This is a genomic window from Methylobacterium sp. Leaf112, from assembly GCF_001423295.1.
GTDB lineage: Bacteria > Pseudomonadota > Alphaproteobacteria > Rhizobiales > Beijerinckiaceae > Methylobacterium.
This window is the reverse complement of sequence record NZ_LMNG01000031.1, coordinates 418882-433746: the sequence shown is the minus strand read 5'-3', so window position 1 is coordinate 433746 and position 14865 is coordinate 418882. Positions and strand designations below refer to the sequence as shown.

Sequence of the window (14865 nt, the reverse complement as noted above, 5' to 3'; positions counted from 1 at the left end):
AGCCGAGCGCGATCCGTTGGTTGCAGCCAAGCGCGTTAAGACCGGTGCGGTCAAGGGGCACTCCCTCCCGCCTCACGGCAAAATAGGCGCGGCTTCGGGGCCCTGCCGGACGGGTCGACCACAGGGGCTCGGGGTTGGAACGGTCGCCACTGTCATGCTCTCCGGTCAAGCTTTGCCCCCTTAGGGAATTGCAGCTGAACGAAGACTGACACGCCCGCCGCGCCCGTTCGGAACCCTGTCTCCGCGCACGCTGTTGAACTGCGGCAACAGCGCATCGATCAGCGCCGAGGAGTAACACCGTGACCATCAATCAACCCACAGGATCGCCAGCCACAGGACCGCTCGGCGCCGAGTCTGCCGCGAATCGTGAGACGGCGGATTGGAAGGCCCTGCGCGGCGATGTCGAGGGGATCGCCGACGTGGCGGTGGAGCGCGGCCGCGGCTTCGTATCCGCCGCGCGCGGCCATGCGGAAGAGTATGTCGAGCGCCGTAAGGGCGACGCCGCCCAGTCGGTCAACGACCTCGCCCGCACCGTGCGGGATTCGAGCAAGACGTTCGAGGATCGTCCCAACATCCGTGCCTTCTTCGACAGCGCGGCCGAGGGCCTCGAGCACCTCGGCACGCAGATCGAGAATAAGAGCTTTTCGGAGTTCTACGAGGACGCCGAGACGCTGGCCCGCCGCGCGCCCGTGGCCGTCGCGGTCGCCACCTTCGTGACCGGCTTCGTGGTGGCGCGCTTCATCAAGTCGTCGAGCGTGTCGGCGGTGCGTGATCTCGATCGCGACCTCGGTTTGCGCGATGCGCCGATCCGGGACGGCTCGCTTCGTGGCGGAACCCTCCGCGACGTGCCCGCCCCCGGGCTTCAGCGCGATCACGGCGTCTGAGGCGGCGCGCATGTCGAACGGACCCAATTCCAGCATCCAGGGCCTCATCGGCGACGCCCTGCGCGAGACCAATGAACTCGCCCGCAAGGAAATCGCCCTCTTCCGCAACGAGATGACGAGCAACGTGCGCTCGCTCTTCGTCGGGCTCGGGCTCCTCGTCGGTGCCGCCGTGTTCGGCGTCGTCGCCCTGTTCGTCCTCGTGGACGCCCTGGTGAAATGGCTCGCCACGGTGGTGCATTCGGAAGCGCTGGCCGCGCTCATCGTCGGCGGTGTGCTCCTCGTCGTCGCGGTGGTCCTCGCCCTCGTCGGCCGAAACGCCATGTCGCTCTCGACCCTCGCTCCCGTGCGGACCTCGCGTCAGGTCCGGCAGGATGCCCGTGCGTTGTCTGAAAGGGTCTCCGGATGAGCGGATCGTTGAACGAACTGGAGAAGGACATCGAGGCGAGCCGCGCCCGCCTCGACCAGACCATCGACCAGATCCAGGAACGGCTCTCGGTGTCGAGCATCGTCGACGAGATGCTCGGCAACGCGCGCCGCACGCCCCTGAGCGGGGTCTACGACGGCGCCCTCGACGCCGTGCGCCGCAACCCCGTGCCGGTCCTTCTCATCGCTGCCGGCGTGGGTTGGCTACTCCACCGGATGTCGTCCGACGCGGCCTCCGCCGTGGTGGCCCGACGCCGGGTGCGCCAGGCCGATGACGGCCTCCCCGTCGTCCAGACCGGTGCCGACCGGGTCTACGATCCCGACCTGCCGACGCGCCATCCCGTCAAGGATCTCGGCCAGGAAACCCAGATCTGAATCCGATCCGGGCCGCCGACGCGGCCAACCCTACGAGGAACCTGCCATGACCCATTCCCCCAAGCCCGGCGACGAATCCCGCTCGCTGCCCGACGACATCGCTCTCAAGGCCGGTATGCCCCGCGGCCACTTCGACGATCGTCCGTCCGCGTCGGGTGTCGACGACCTTCGCTCCGGCGACCTGCAGTCCCGAGCCGGCGACCTGCGCGACGCCGCCCTGGAAACCGCAGACGACCTGACCAACCGCGCCGCCGGGATCGCCGGGGACGTACGCGCACGGGTCAGCGACACGGCTCAGGATCTGCGCGACCGGGCCTCCGGAGCCTACGGCGATGCCCGGGACTGGGCTTCGGACGCCCGCGACACCGGCCGCCGCCGCATCGGCGACCTCACGGACCGGGGGACGGAGCGTTTCCGCGACGGCCGTTCGGCGGTCGAGGATTTCGTCACGGAGAATCCGCTCCTCGTCGGCGTCGTCGGCCTCGCCGCCGGCCTTCTCATCGGCGCGCTCCTGCCGCGCACGCGCCGCGAGGACGAGACCGTCGGTCCGTGGGCCGACGAGGTTCGCGACCAGGGCTTGCGTTACGCCCGCGATGTGACCCATCGGGGCCGTGAATTCGTTGCCAGCGCCCTCGACCCCGAGAATCTCCAGGCCGCTGCCCAGCGCGCCACGGCTCCCGAGGGTTCGACGGCGTCCAACGAGTCCTCCGCCTCCCGCGAAGGGTCGGCAACACGTCCGCACTGACCCGCGTTCGCCTCGAAGGTCGATGGCCGGGGTGGTGTCCGCAAGGGCGCCACCCCGCTATCGTTTGAGACGATCCCCCGGTGCGTGAGGCTGTGGACCCGTGACTCCTCCGGCGATCCGCCTGCTCTGGTGCGGCGATACGGCCCTGACCGTCGAGTTCGGTGACCGGATCGATCCAGTCCTCAACGCGGCGGTGCTCGCCCTCGACGCCCGAGTACAGGCCGCGGACCTGCCCGGCATCGTCGAGACGGTGCCGACCTACCGGTCGCTGACGATCCACCTCGACCCGCTCGCTGTGGATCCTGCCAGTCTGGAGACGGCCCTGCTCGATCTGGCCGGACGTCCCGCGCCCATTCGACCACCCGCCCGGGTCTGGCGCGTGCCCGTCGTCTATGGCGGGGCGTTCGGGATCGACCTCGACGCCGTGGCCGCGCAGCACGGCTTGTGCCCGTCCGCCGTGGTCGAGCGGCATGCCGCGCCCGAGTACCGGGTGGTGATGATCGGGTTCCTGCCGGGCTACGCCTATCTCGACGGTCTCGACCCGAGCCTCGCCCTGTCGCGCCGAGCGAGCCCGCGTCCGACGACGCCGGCGGGCACCATCTCCATCGGTGGCGCCCAGGCCCTCGTCGCCAGCATCGCGGCGCCGAGCGGATGGCACCTCCTCGGTCGCACGCCCGTGCGTGCCTTCCTGCCGGGGCGCGATCCGGTGTTCCTGTTCGAGCCTGGCGACGGCATCCGGTTCGTGCCAACCGACCCCACCCGCTGGGACGAACTCGACCGTGCGGCGGCGGCCGGCGAACCCGTGGCCGAGGTGGAGCGGTGAGCGCCCGTCTGGTCGTCGAGGCCTGCACGGGCGCCTCGAGTTTCCAGGATGGTGGCCGGCACGGCTACCAGCGCCAGGGCCTGTCCGGCTCCGGTCCCATGGACAGGCTGGCGCTGGCAGCGGCCAACGCCCTCGTGGGCAACGCGTTGGGGATCGTCGCCCTCGAACTCGGCTTGGGCGGCGGGCGCTTCCGCCTGGAGGGCGGCGACCTTTGGATGGCGCTCGCCGGCGCGCCCTGCGCCCTGCGGGTCGACGGCGTGCCGGTGCCCGACCATCGGGCGTTTCCCCTGAGCGAGGGATCGACCCTCGCCATCGATGCGCCGCGCCGGGGCGTGTTCGCCTATCTCGCCTGCGCGGGCGGGTTCGCCGTGCCGTCGATCCTCGGCAGTGCCGCCCTCCACCAGCGCGCCGGCCTCGGCGGTCTCCATGGCCGTGGCCTGCGCACCGGTGACGTCATCGACGGCGAGAATGCGTCCCGCGGTGAACTGGGGTCGTTCGGCATCCCGGGATCCTTGGATCCCCTGCCCCTCGAAACGGATGCCCCCGTGCGGGTGGTTCTCGGTCCGCAGGCGGACCGGTTCACCCCCGAAGCCGTCGCGCTGTTCACCGATGCGGCCTTCGCCGTCTCCCATCGGGCCGACCGGATGGGCATCCACCTCGATGGGCCCGCCCTCGCCCACGGACCGCACGGTTACAACATCGTCTCGGACGCCACCGTGCTGGGCTCCGTGCAGGTGCCGGGCAGAGGCCGGCCCATCGTGCTCATGGCCGATCGGCAGACCACCGGCGGTTACCCGAAGATCGCCACGGTGATCTCGGCCGATCTTCGAAGAGTCGCCCAGCGCCGGCCGGGCGAAGCGATCCGGTTCCGGGCGATCCCCTTGGCGGAGGCCTTCGCCCTGGCGCGCGAGCGGGCCGCCCTCACGGCCGCCCTCCCCGGGGCGGTCCGGGCCCATGCGGCTTCGGCGGGGGATCGGCTCGCGGGGGCCAACCTCGCTGGGGCGGCCGTCGATGCCTTCGCCGATCCCCTGTGCGACGGGCCGTGAAGGCTCGACGGGTCTGGACCGACGCGGTATCGCGATGCCCATGAAGATCGGCGATTGCGACATCCTCATCCTGCCGGGCTATGCCGGCTCCGAAGACGGCCACTGGCAGGCCCGCTGGGCCGAGCGCCTGTCCACCGGCCGCATCGTCGAGCAGGACGATTGGCACCATCCCGACGCCCCGGCCTGGCGCGCCCGCATCGTCGCCGCCGTGGCGGAGGCGACGCGCCCGGTCCTCATCATCGCCCACAGCCTCGGCGTGGTGGCGGCCGTTCAGGCGGCCCCGGACTTCCCGCCCGGCGTGGTGCGGGGCGCGATCCTGGTGGCGTTTCCCGATGTCGAGACCACGCCGAACCTGCCGGCGAGCGTCACCGCCTTCGCGCCGGTGCCGCGCGATCCCCTGCCCTTCCCGTCCCTGGTGGTGGCGAGCCGCAACGATCCCTACTGCACCTACGAGCGGGCCGAGGATTTCGCCTATGCGTGGGGCGCCGTCGTGGTGGATGCGGGCGAATCCGGCCACATCAACGTGGCCTCGGGCCACGGCCCCTGGCCGGAGGGCCTGATGCGCTTCGCCGGGTTCATGAAGACCCTCTGACGCCGCCCTCCTCCGCCGCCTCGGCGGACTTGAACAGGGAGCCCGCCACGTCGGACAGGCGCGGCGCCGCCTCGCGTACGAACGGCAGGGGCCGGCAGACCGCGAGGGCCGCGAGGCCGAACCGGGCGGTCATCAGGCCGTTGAGCACACCCTCCCCGAGCTTGGCCGAAACCTTCGCCGCCAACCCCAGCCCGAGGGCCTGCTGGATCATGCTCTCGCCCACCGCCATGCCGCCCGTGACGGTGAGGTGGGCCAGCGCCGAGCGAGCGAGCCGCAGGAAGCCGAGGAAGCCGGGGCGCCCGCCGTAGATGGTGGCGATCCGGCGCAGCAGCCGCACGGCGGCGAAGATCACGAACGCCACGTCGACGATGGCGCGGGGGCTGAGCGCCGTGACGCCCGAGACCTGCTTCGCCGCCGTCGCGATGGCCTGGCGGGCCTGCCGGTCGAGGGGGGCCAAAAGTTCGTGTTCGGCGAGCCCGAGGCGGTCGTCGACGTCGAGGATGGCGTCGCTCAGGGTGTCGAGGCGGGTCCGGCCGGCCGCCAGGGCCGCCCGTCCAGCATAGAGGGCGCTGAGATCCCGCACCACCGCCTGAGCCGCGCTGTGGTCGCGGGCGGCGAGCGCCTCGACGGCTCTGGCCCGCAGACGCTCGATCTGCCGCTCGCGCCAGATCCCGGACAGTTCGCGCACGACGAGTCCCAGAAGGCCGAGGGCGGCGACTCCGAGGAGAACCAGCGCGACGGCGCCGAGCCACGGGGCGGCGCTGAACAGGTCGGCGATGAGGCGCTCGACGGAGAGGCCGACGCCGAGGGACACGAGGCCGCCCAGCGCCACGAGCAGCATCGACAGCCACGGTGCGCGGGATTTCGGCGCCACCGGAACCGGCGTGCCGTCGGCGGCCTCGACGATCTCGAACGGCTCCTCGACGATGCGGACTTGGGCAGGCGAAGCCGAGGGCGGCACGAAGCCCTCGGCCACCCCGGCCGGTTCAGCGGCGGGGATGCGGAAGGCGCGGGGGCGGTTCGGCGGGGGCGTGGAGGTCATGCGGGCCTCAAGAGAGCTTGTCGCCGAGGAGAAATTGCATCGCCCGGTCGAGGCGGATCTGCGGCAGGTGACCGGGGCGTCCGAGGGCGTCGGGCTTCACCAGGGGTGGGCGAAAGCGCGGGAAACGTAGGGAGCCGGGCGGCACCGCGCCCTCCAGCACCGCCTCGGGTCGCTCGGGGAGTTCGCCGGGGAAGATCGCCGCCTCGCTCAAGCCGTCGAAGGTCTCGTCGCCGACGGATTCACCGGCCTCCGGCGTGCCCGAGACGGCGCGGAGCACTTCCGGCCCGTCGTGGATCGTGGTCTCGCGGGTGGCGCGCACGGAGGCGAGGGCCACGGTGCCGACGCGGGCGCCCGCGGCCTCCGTCCGGCGCATGGCCCGCGACACGAGGAGGCGCAGGAGCGCGTCGAGGCGGTCGTGACTGGTCTGGTGGAGATGGTCCGCCTTCGTCGCGGCGAACAGGATGCGCTCGGCGCGCGGCGCGAACAGCCGCGACAGGATGGTGTTGCGGCCGATGCGGAAGCTGAGGAGCACGGAATCCAGCGCCTCCTCGAGCTCCGCCAGGGCGGCCGGGCCGGCATCGACGGCGGCGAGCACGTCGACCAGCACGATCTGCCGATCGACCCGCTGGAAGTGGTTGCGGAAGAACGGCTCGACCACCTTGGCCTTGTAGGCCTCGAAGCGCCGCTCCATCAGCCCCGCGAGACTGCCGGGATCGAGGGGATCCGTGAGGTCGTCCAGCGGCGCGAAGGTCAGGGCCGGCGAGCCGGCGAGGTCCCCCGGCATGAGGAACCGACCCGGCGGCGTGGTCGCCACGGATTCCGGCCCGGCCCTGAGGGCGGAGAGGTAGGCCTTGAACGCCGTGCTGGCGCGCTCGGCCACCATCTCGTCGAGCGGCGCCTTTGGGTCGAGGCCCTTCAGGGTGTCGAGCCAGGGGGCGGCCATGGCGGCGCGACCGCTGCGGCGGGTGCCTGAGATGGTGGCGCGGGACCACGCCGTGTAGCTCTGGTCGATGAGAGCGAGGTCGAGGAGCCATTCGCCGGGATAGTCGACGACGTCGAGCATCAGGGTGCCCGGCCCCGAGCGCCAGCCGCCCTTGCGCTCGTACTCGATGGCGAGGCGGAACTGGCTGATCCGGTCGGTGGAGCGCGGCCACAGGCGGTCCCGCGTCAGGGCCGTGACGTGCTCCTCGAAGGGAAAGCGCGGCAGGTCGTCGTCGGGCTGGGGCACAAGGCGGGCGCGACGCAGGCGGCCCTCGTGGGCCGGGGCGAAGGCCGGCAGGGCATGGGCCTCCACGAGGTGGTGGATCAGGGCCGTGGTGAACACGGTCTTGCCCGAGCGGGCGAGGCCGGTGACGCCGAGCCGGAGCGTCGGCTGGATCAGGAGGTCGCTCGACGCCTCGGCGAAGGCCTTGACCGCGGAACCCGCACGCGCGGCAAAGCTGTTCATGAACGACTCGATGGTGGGCGGGGAGAAACAGCGGGAAGTCCAACAGAAGATCCGGCAGGGCTGAAGTGGCGCCGGGGCACCCGGCCCGCAAGGTCACGGCTCACGGCGTCGGGGCCGGCGGGCCGATGGCCGCCAGGGTTCCGGCATCCAGGCGGGCGACGGCCGCGTCCACGAGGGCCGGGCCGGCCCGCAGGGTGCCGAGCTCGACGTTCGACATGGCGAGCATCACCGCGCGCAGGGCGGGCAACGGGCGCCCGTCCGGCCCGAACAGCTTGAGATCGTCCTCGACCTTCAGGCCGACACTGCCGGCGATGCGCGCGGCGTAGTTGCGGATGCGGGTCTCGTCGTTGCTGCACAGGGGTGCCGGCACGGTGAGATCGAGGGGGCGCAGGGCGCCGAGGCCCGCGGCAATGGGCGGGAGCGCGGCGGATTCCGTGACGAACCGCTTCTGCAACTGAGCTGTCGCAGTCTCCACCGCACGGGTCGCGTTGCCCAGGACCGCACTCGGTTCGACGAGGAGCACCGACGGCTTGGCAATCAGGACGGACTGTTTCACCAGGAGTTCGGAGGGGCGGACCAGTAGCCCGTGCCGCGGCGTGGGGGCCGGTCCGGCCGCGATGGAGCCCTGGACCCTGGAGCTTCGGCCTCCGTTAGCCTGGGCTTTCGGAGCCGGTCCTCTCGCGGGCTGAGCCTTGCGATCCGGTGCCGGCGGCACCCGTCCGCCCATCCGCGCCAGGGGCGACCACGGCTGGACCCTGAGGGGGCCGCCGCGTGATGCCAGCGCCCGGCGCGGCATCCCCGCCCGGGTGTTGCGGGCGAGGAAGCGCGCCCGAAGGGTTCCGCCGAGGCCGCGCGGCGCCACCGGACCCGACACCCGCGGGCTTGCGGCAGGCGTGCCCCGGCATTCCGCGGGAGCCCAGCGCCTGACGATGGAAAGGGCCGTGCGCCGGTTGAGATCGCGGTAATAGCGTCGAAGCAGGCCGGCCGCCGCATCCGCGCCGTCGGCGGCGGTGGCGAAGCCCGTATGGCCTTCGGCATCGGCGCCGATCTCCCCGGACCAGCGCGCCGACTTGATGCACCAGTAGTTGTTGAGCTTGACGCAGCGGGCGACGAAGGCCGGCTCCGTCGTGGACCAGCGTGCCGCCAGGGCGAGGGAGACCGGGCGAAGTGCCTCGCCCGCCTCGATCCGCCAGTTCGAGACGGCACGGCTCTCGGGCACGAAGCGCGGCGCTTCCACGGGCTTCGCCGCGACGGCCGCCCGATCCCGCGCCGGTCCGGACAGACCTAGACGCACGGTTTCGAGGCCGCCCGCGATGGACGACGCCAAGCTTGTCAGGATCAGGAAGGATGCGAGGAGCACGACACGCGAAAAGCTTGACCGGGGATCGGGGAAACGGCCCGGTGCCGCAACGGTTCAATGAGAGGTGGAGGCTCGGGTTCAGGCCGCCTCGTCGGCATCGAGATCGCGGGGCGTCACGAAGCGCTCCAATCGGCCTGCGCCGGCGCGGACCTTGGCCCAGGTCTCGACGTCGAAATCCAGGACGGCCAGTGCCCCGGTGGGGAACCCCTCGGCGAGGCGGTCGCGCGCCGCGGCCGGGCCGGACCCGACGAGGCGAAGCGCCACGTCCTGCAGGCCGGGATGGTGGCCGACCACGAGGAGGCAGCGTGCCGAATCGGGCGTCGCGCGGACAACCTTCAAGAGGGCCGAGTCGGGCGCCTCGTAGATGTCCGGCACGATGGTCGCGTCCGGGGCACCCAGGGCGGCCTGCACCGGTTCCCAGGTCTCCCGCGTCCGACGGGCCGGCGAGACGGCCACGTGGTCGGGCCGCAGGTTCTCGGTCACGAGATAGCCGGCCATGAGCGGCGCGTTCCGCCGGCCGCGGGGGTTGAGGGGCCGGTCGAGGTCGATCACCCCGGCCGGGCGATCGGACTTGGCATGGCGCAGGAGCAGGACACGGAGCATCGTCGATCTCTCAGTTGAAGCCCACCACGGCGTGCGGAACGTAGGGACGCTCCAGGGTCGCCATCTCCTCGGGCGTCAGCGCGAGGTCGAGGGCCGCCGCGGCATCGTCGAGGTGCCCGGGCTTCGAGGCGCCGACGATGGGGACCGTCACGGGCGATTTCTGGGCGACCCAGGCCAGCGCCACCTGCGCCCGGGGAACGCCGCGCGCCTCGGCGATGGCCGCCACCGCTTCGACCACGGCGCGGTCGGCGGCTTCCGTCGCGTCGTAGAGGCGCTTGCCGACCAGATCCGTCTCCTGGCGGGCGCTCGACACGTCCCAGTCGCGGGTGAGACGCCCGCGTGCGAGGGGGCTCCACGGCAGCACGGCGATGTCCTGATCGGCGCAGAGCGGCAGCATCTCGCGCTCCTCCTCGCGGTGGAGGAGGTTGTAGTGGTTCTGCATGGTCGAGAACCGCGTCCAGCCGTGGCGGTCGGCGAGGAACAGGGCCTTGGCGAACTGCCACGCATACATCGACGAGGCGCCGATATACCGGGCTTTCCCGGCCTTCACCACGTCGTGGAGCGCCTCCAGGGTCACCTCGATGGGCGTGGCGTAATCCCAGCGGTGGATCTGCAGGAGGTCGACGTAATCCGTGCCGAGGCGCGTCAGGCTGGCATCGACGGCGGCGAAGATCGCCTTGCGCGACAGGCCGCCGGCATTGGGACGGTCGCTGAGGCCGTAATAGCACTTCGTCGCGATGACGAGGTCGTCGCGGCGCGCGAATTCCTTCAGCGCCCGGCCGACGATCTCCTCGCTGGTCCCGTCCGAATAGTAGTTCGCCGTGTCGAAGAAGTTGATCCCCATCTCGACGGCCTTGCGCAGGAGCGGCCGGCTCGCCTCCTCGTTCAGGGTCCACGGGTGGGGGCCGCGCTCGGGAATGCCGTAGGTCATGCAGCCGAGGCAGAGCGGCGAGACGTCGAGGCCGGTGCGGCCGAGTTTCTTCATCTTCATGGAAGCGGGTCCGCTGCTGGGGATGGAACGCGGCGATGGGCGCTATCTGGGTCGCGAAGGCGTGTTCGGAAGGGCTGCCTCAGAACAGACGTTCGAGATCGCGCCGCCCGTCACGACGCGGACGATTTCCCCCGTGACGACCGGTCCCTCGTCGCGGTCGGGCGAGGTCTCGTACAGGACGAGAAACGGCGCTTCCACGAGAACCCGCGTCGACGGGTGAATGTCCGGTCGGCGTGGCCCCATGCGCGGATGGTCCATGAACTGCAGGGACCGGAGTTCGATGCGGTCGTAGATCCGTTCGGCGGCCAGCCGGTTCTCGGCGCCGATCGCGAGGTAATGGTCGAGCAGATCCTGCCGCACGAGGATCGACCAAACGACCTCAACCGGCATCGGACGTCCGGAAGCCTTGCGCGTGCGTGGCCGCGAGCCGGTCGCGGGCCTCGCGGCGAAGATCCTCGAAGTCCAGCTTGCCGTGCGTCCCACCGGCCTTGCCGGTATTCCAGGCCCGCCGCAAATCCGCGACGTCCCGTTCGCCGCGAACGCGCCGGTCGGACCAAAGGCGCACGGCATCCTGCACGGCGTCGCTCATCGACGCGTACTCGCCAGCCTGCACGGCCGAACGAATCTGGGTCGCGAGGGGTTCGGGAAACGAGACCGTCACGCGCTCGCCCTCGGCCATTGCGATGCACGCCCACTCGGTGACGGCCATAGGTCCGCTGGAGGCAGCTTAATCCCGAACGCGATCGGAGACGAGCGCCTTCAGCCGCTCCGCCCTTCCCGCCGCATCATGAAGGCGAGTTTCTCGAACAGGCTCACGTCCTGCTCGTTCTTGAGGAGCGCGCCGTGGAGCGGCGGGATCAGCTTGCGGCCGTCGCGCTCGCGCAGGGTCTCTGGCGTCACGTCCTCGGAGACGAGGAGCTTGAGCCAATCCAGCAACTCGGACGTGGAGGGCTTCTTCTTCAGGCCCGGCACCGCGCGGGTCTCGAGGAAGACCCGCAAGGCCTCCTCGACGAGGCGGTGCTTGATGCCGGGGTAGTGGACTTCGACGATGGCTTTCAGCGTCTCGGCATCCGGGAACTGGATGTAGTGGAAGAAGCACCGGCGCAGGAACGCATCGGGCAACTCCTTCTCGTTGTTCGAGGTGATGATGACGATGGGCCGGCGCTCGGCCCGGATCGTCTGCCCGGTCTCGTAGACGTGGAACTCCATCCGGTCGAGCTCGGTCAGGAGGTCGTTGGGGAACTCGATGTCGGCCTTGTCGATCTCGTCGATGAGCAGCACCGGCCGCTCGGGATGGGTGAACGCCTCCCACAGCTTGCCGCGGCGGATGTAGTTGCCGATGTCGGACACGCGCGGGTCGCCGAGCTGGCTGTCGCGCAGGCGCGAGACGGCGTCGTATTCGTAGAGCCCCTGCTGGGCCTTGGTGGTCGACTTGACGTTCCAGGTCAGGAGCGGCGCGCCCAGACCCTTGGCGATCTCCTCCGCTAGGACCGTCTTGCCGGTGCCGGGCTCGCCCTTCACCAGCAGCGGCCGCTCGAGCACGATGGCGGCGTTGACGGCCGTGGTGAGGTCGGAGGTCGCGACGTAGTCGGCGGTGCCGGAAAAGCGCATGGGATCGGTCCGTGGCGATGGTGCGGGTCGAGGGAGGCGAAAACGGCGCCGGGTCCGCTTCTTGTCTCGCTCGGGCGTGCCGGATATATATCTGGATATAGAGTGGAGACCGGCCATGGACAACACGTCCCAGAAGCGGGCGCTCGGCGCCTACCGGGCTCGCCTGACCCAGCGCGGCATCGCCCGCTTCGAGGTGATGGGTCGCGAGGCCGACCGTGCCCTGATCCGCTCCCTCGCCCGTCGCCTCACGGAGGATGGTCCTGCCGCTGTCCGGCTGCGCGCCACGCTGTCCGCGGTCCTGGACGAACCGGCGCCGAAGACGGGTGGGATTCTGGCCGCCCTGCGGCGCTCGCCCCTCGTTGGGCTCGACCTCGACTTGACGCGCTCCGACGAGGAAGGGCGCAGGATCGACCTGTGACGCGCTACCTCCTCGATACCAACATCCTCAGCAACCTCGTCAAGCCGGTCCCGTCCACATCCTTGATCGCCTGGATGGCCGAACGGCCCGACACGTCCCTCTTCATCAGCGCCCTGACCGTCGCGGAGATCCGGCGCGGCATCCTCGAACTGCCGGTCGGACGCCGGCGCGACGGGTTGGAGGCGTGGTTCGCGGGGCCTGAGGGGCCGCTGGCCTTGTTCGCCGGCCGGGTCCTGCCGTTCGACGGGGCGGCCGCTCTCGCCTGGGCGGCCCTGATGGCCGAGGGCCGGCGTCGAGGCCGGCCCCGCAGCGCCCTCGACATGATCGTCGCCGCCATCGCGGAGGTCCATGCCTGCCTTGTCGTGACAGACAACGAACGGGACTTCGCCGACCTCCCCTTCCTCAATCCGATACGCGCCAATGACGCCCACAAATCCGACTGATCGCGCTCATAGCGTCTTTCCGTCGTGCCACACGCAGTTCGAGGCCAGGATGCCGAGGTTCACGTCGGACTTCTGCGGCTGCGGCAGGGTCTTGCCGTCCATGGCGAGATCGATCTTGATCTCGACCTGACCCTTGGCCTCGTTGGTGCGGCGGGAGAAGTAGCAATATTGCTGGAACGGCTGGTCTTCGTTGGCCCGGAAGTTCCAGCCGGTGACGATCTGGCCGTCCATGTAGGGCACCTGCTTGAACACCGTGAAGGTGGTGTTCACGATGGCCTTCGAGGCGGGGGCCGCGTCGTTGCCGAGCTGGGCCTTCGTCGGGGTCGGTGTGGCGGCGGGCTTCGGCATCCCGCCTTCGAGCTTGAGGACGTTGTCGGTGAGGGTGACCTCGCCTTTGGTCTTCAGGGTCACGTCGGAGAGGGCCGCCTGCATGGCGGCGGCGATCTTTTCCGCCGCCGTGTCGAACTGGTTCATCGTGGCGTAGCCGTAGGAGGCCGCGCCCAGACCGATGCCGGCGAGCGCGCAGAAGGCGCCGAAGCCCAGCGACCGAAACAGGAAGGCGCGGGCGGCGATGATCTTCGTCTCCGCGCGCAGGCGCCCGTTGACGTTCTGCGCCAGGACGACGTTCTCCGGCGTGCCGGTGGTGTGGATGCTCATGCGCCCGCTCCCGCGCTGGCCGGCAGGGCCACCTGCGCCGGCGGACGCCGGTCGATGGGAATGACTTCGCCGGAGGCGGCGTTCGCTTCACGCTGGGGCTCAGGTGCCTCGCGCGGGGGCTTGGGCTGGGCCAACCCGATCTCCTGCCGCAGGGCGTCGGTGATGGAGTCCAGCATGTAGGGCGTCGCCGCCGGATCGACGGTGGCGCCGAGGTCGTCCTCGTCCATGAAGGTCTTGCGGACCGAGACGGCGCAGAGGGCGAGGATCGTCGACGCGAAGGCGGCGCACAGGGCCGGCACGAACACGAAGATGCGCAGGAAGGCGTGAACCTGCGCATCCGTCACATCGATGGGATCGACCCCGTACACCATGGCGGTGAACGAGTGCAGCTGCGAGCGGTTGACCGAGTTGCGGTAGGCCTGCTCCGCATCCGCGACCTTGCGGTCGACCACACCCCGGTCGAGGGCGCTGCGGGCCTGCCGGGCCTCCTCCAGGGCCTTCGTCACGCCGGCGCGGTCGCTGCCGGCCTTGGCGACGCTGGCGTTGAGGGTCGCCGTGCGGGGGTCGGTGACGCATTTGAGGTTCGAGTAGCGCTGGCCCCGGCTGTTGGTGCCGGAGACCCGCTCGCAGCGCTGGGCCGGCAGGGCCGAGAGCTGGCTGGCGTTCTCCGCCGCGCGCTTCTCGATCTGGTCGAGTTCCGTGGTGTATTGCGTCACCCGGGCATCGGCCGCCGCGATCCGCCCGTCGATGGTCGCCCGGTCGGCCTGCGCGTCCTTGAGGGCGGTCTTGGCCTTGGCCGCGTCCATGAGGCGGGGGTGGAACATCATCTCGCCGAGCTGCGAGACCGATTTCGTGGTCACGCCGGCGGCGAAGACGATGCCGATGATGGCCATGATCCGGATGGCGTAGGAGCGCTGCGTCCGCGCCAGGATGCCGAGCGGAACCCGGCACAGCTCTACCGCCGCGTAGACCAGCGGCGCGAGCAGCATGAAGTAGAACGCCTTCGAGTCGCCGTCGCTGTAGACCCCGGCGAACAGCCAGGCACCCCACAGGGATGCGCCGATGACCATGAACTCCACCAGGTAGGCGATGCCGACGTAGCCCCACTTGATGCGGTAGCCCTTCTCGACGTGGCGCTCGTGGGTCCACCGGTCGGATTCCCGACGCCATTCGCGTCGCTCGCGCTGGACATCCCGGCTGGGCGGCGTCTTTCGCATGGGGCACTCGTGTCTCGAAACGCGACGAACGTGGGACTTAACATTCCGTTACGCCCCCGGCTAAGCGGCCATTGTGCCGATTTTGCGCCGCGCTGTGGGGTGCGTCTTCGGTGCAACTCTGCCGGGCGTCGGTTTCGACGAATTCGGAGGACAATCCGATTGCGCGTCCGCGCCCTCCCCCCGCATGA

At 70.6% G+C, this 14865-nt stretch carries 19 protein-coding genes; 9 read left to right on the top strand and 10 right to left on the bottom strand.

Going from position 1 to position 14865, the window contains the following annotated elements:
- The first annotated feature begins 305 nt into the window (after nt 1–305).
- The 7 genes from ASF52_RS17825 to ASF52_RS17795 all read left to right on the top strand — a co-directional run bounded on the left by ASF52_RS17825 (nt 306) and on the right by ASF52_RS17795 (nt 4888).
- A complete protein-coding gene (locus ASF52_RS17825) occupies nt 306–884 on the top strand; it encodes a hypothetical protein (RefSeq protein WP_443136699.1) in 579 nt (192 codons plus the stop codon).
- A 10-nt stretch (nt 885–894) separates the two neighbouring features.
- Entirely contained in the window at nt 895–1290 is a 396-nt protein-coding gene (locus ASF52_RS17820; RefSeq protein ID WP_056174762.1) for a phage holin family protein, read from the top strand.
- On the top strand, nt 1287–1682 hold the full coding sequence (locus ASF52_RS17815; RefSeq protein WP_056174760.1) for a DUF3618 domain-containing protein: 396 nt from the start codon (nt 1287–1289) through the stop codon (nt 1680–1682). The genes ASF52_RS17820 and ASF52_RS17815 overlap by 4 nt, the downstream gene beginning before the upstream one ends.
- A gap of 46 nt (nt 1683–1728) precedes the next feature.
- The gene (locus tag ASF52_RS17810) at nt 1729–2427 is read left to right on the top strand and encodes a DUF883 family protein (protein ID WP_082515377.1); all 699 of its coding nucleotides are present in this window, start codon (nt 1729–1731) and stop codon (nt 2425–2427) included.
- 100 nt (nt 2428–2527) lie between these two features.
- Entirely contained in the window at nt 2528–3250 is a 723-nt protein-coding gene (pxpB, locus tag ASF52_RS17805; RefSeq protein ID WP_056174758.1) for a 5-oxoprolinase subunit PxpB, read from the top strand.
- A complete protein-coding gene (locus ASF52_RS17800; protein ID WP_056174756.1) occupies nt 3247–4296 on the top strand; it encodes a biotin-dependent carboxyltransferase family protein in 1050 nt (349 codons plus the stop codon). Before pxpB ends, ASF52_RS17800 begins: the two co-directional genes overlap by 4 nt.
- 40 nt (nt 4297–4336) lie before the next feature.
- The gene (locus ASF52_RS17795; protein ID WP_056174755.1) at nt 4337–4888 is read left to right on the top strand and encodes an RBBP9/YdeN family alpha/beta hydrolase; all 552 of its coding nucleotides are present in this window, start codon (nt 4337–4339) and stop codon (nt 4886–4888) included.
- On the opposite strand, the gene ASF52_RS17790 is transcribed toward ASF52_RS17795, so the two are convergent.
- From ASF52_RS17790 to ASF52_RS17755, 8 genes are all read right to left on the bottom strand, one after another.
- Nucleotides 4872–5930, bottom strand: a complete 1059-nt coding sequence (locus ASF52_RS17790) for a YcjF family protein (RefSeq protein ID WP_056174753.1) — start codon at nt 5928–5930, stop codon at nt 4872–4874. The genes ASF52_RS17795 and ASF52_RS17790 overlap by 17 nt on opposite strands.
- Before the next feature lie 7 nt (nt 5931–5937).
- Nucleotides 5938–7377 carry a YcjX family protein gene (locus ASF52_RS17785; RefSeq protein ID WP_056174750.1) on the bottom strand — a complete coding sequence of 480 codons (1440 nt, stop codon included), beginning with the start codon at nt 7375–7377 and terminating at the stop codon, nt 5938–5940.
- A gap of 100 nt (nt 7378–7477) precedes the next feature.
- Nucleotides 7478–8737 (bottom strand): hypothetical protein, encoded by a 1260-nt coding sequence (locus tag ASF52_RS17780; protein WP_056174749.1) that lies wholly within the window; start codon nt 8735–8737, stop codon nt 7478–7480.
- A gap of 78 nt (nt 8738–8815) precedes the next feature.
- Nucleotides 8816–9340, bottom strand: a complete 525-nt coding sequence (locus ASF52_RS17775; protein WP_056174747.1) for a SixA phosphatase family protein — start codon at nt 9338–9340, stop codon at nt 8816–8818.
- Between the two features lie 10 nt (nt 9341–9350).
- Nucleotides 9351–10331 carry an aldo/keto reductase gene (locus ASF52_RS17770; protein ID WP_056174745.1) on the bottom strand — a complete coding sequence of 327 codons (981 nt, stop codon included), beginning with the start codon at nt 10329–10331 and terminating at the stop codon, nt 9351–9353.
- 42 nt (nt 10332–10373) lie between these two features.
- A complete protein-coding gene (locus ASF52_RS17765; protein WP_156630201.1) occupies nt 10374–10721 on the bottom strand; it encodes a type II toxin-antitoxin system RelE/ParE family toxin in 348 nt (115 codons plus the stop codon).
- Nucleotides 10711–11040, bottom strand: a complete 330-nt coding sequence (locus ASF52_RS17760) for a ribbon-helix-helix domain-containing protein (protein WP_056174743.1) — start codon at nt 11038–11040, stop codon at nt 10711–10713. Before ASF52_RS17760 ends, ASF52_RS17765 begins: the two co-directional genes overlap by 11 nt.
- 50 nt (nt 11041–11090) lie before the next feature.
- Nucleotides 11091–11942 (bottom strand): AAA family ATPase, encoded by an 852-nt coding sequence (locus tag ASF52_RS17755; protein WP_056174741.1) that lies wholly within the window; start codon nt 11940–11942, stop codon nt 11091–11093.
- Between the two features lie 115 nt (nt 11943–12057).
- Between ASF52_RS17755 and ASF52_RS17750 the strand changes: the two genes are divergently transcribed.
- Both ASF52_RS17750 and ASF52_RS17745 read left to right on the top strand, forming a co-directional pair.
- On the top strand, nt 12058–12360 hold the full coding sequence (locus ASF52_RS17750) for a hypothetical protein (protein ID WP_056174739.1): 303 nt from the start codon (nt 12058–12060) through the stop codon (nt 12358–12360).
- A complete protein-coding gene (locus tag ASF52_RS17745) occupies nt 12357–12803 on the top strand; it encodes a PIN domain-containing protein (RefSeq protein WP_056174737.1) in 447 nt (148 codons plus the stop codon). The genes ASF52_RS17750 and ASF52_RS17745 overlap by 4 nt, the downstream gene beginning before the upstream one ends.
- 6 nt (nt 12804–12809) lie before the next feature.
- On the opposite strand, the gene ASF52_RS17740 is transcribed toward ASF52_RS17745, so the two are convergent.
- The gene (locus tag ASF52_RS17740; protein WP_056174735.1) at nt 12810–13460 is read right to left on the bottom strand and encodes a hypothetical protein; all 651 of its coding nucleotides are present in this window, start codon (nt 13458–13460) and stop codon (nt 12810–12812) included.
- Nucleotides 13457–14677 carry a hypothetical protein gene (locus ASF52_RS17735; protein ID WP_056174733.1) on the bottom strand — a complete coding sequence of 407 codons (1221 nt, stop codon included), beginning with the start codon at nt 14675–14677 and terminating at the stop codon, nt 13457–13459. The genes ASF52_RS17740 and ASF52_RS17735 overlap by 4 nt, the downstream gene beginning before the upstream one ends.
- Between the last annotated feature and the right edge of the window lie 188 nt (nt 14678–14865).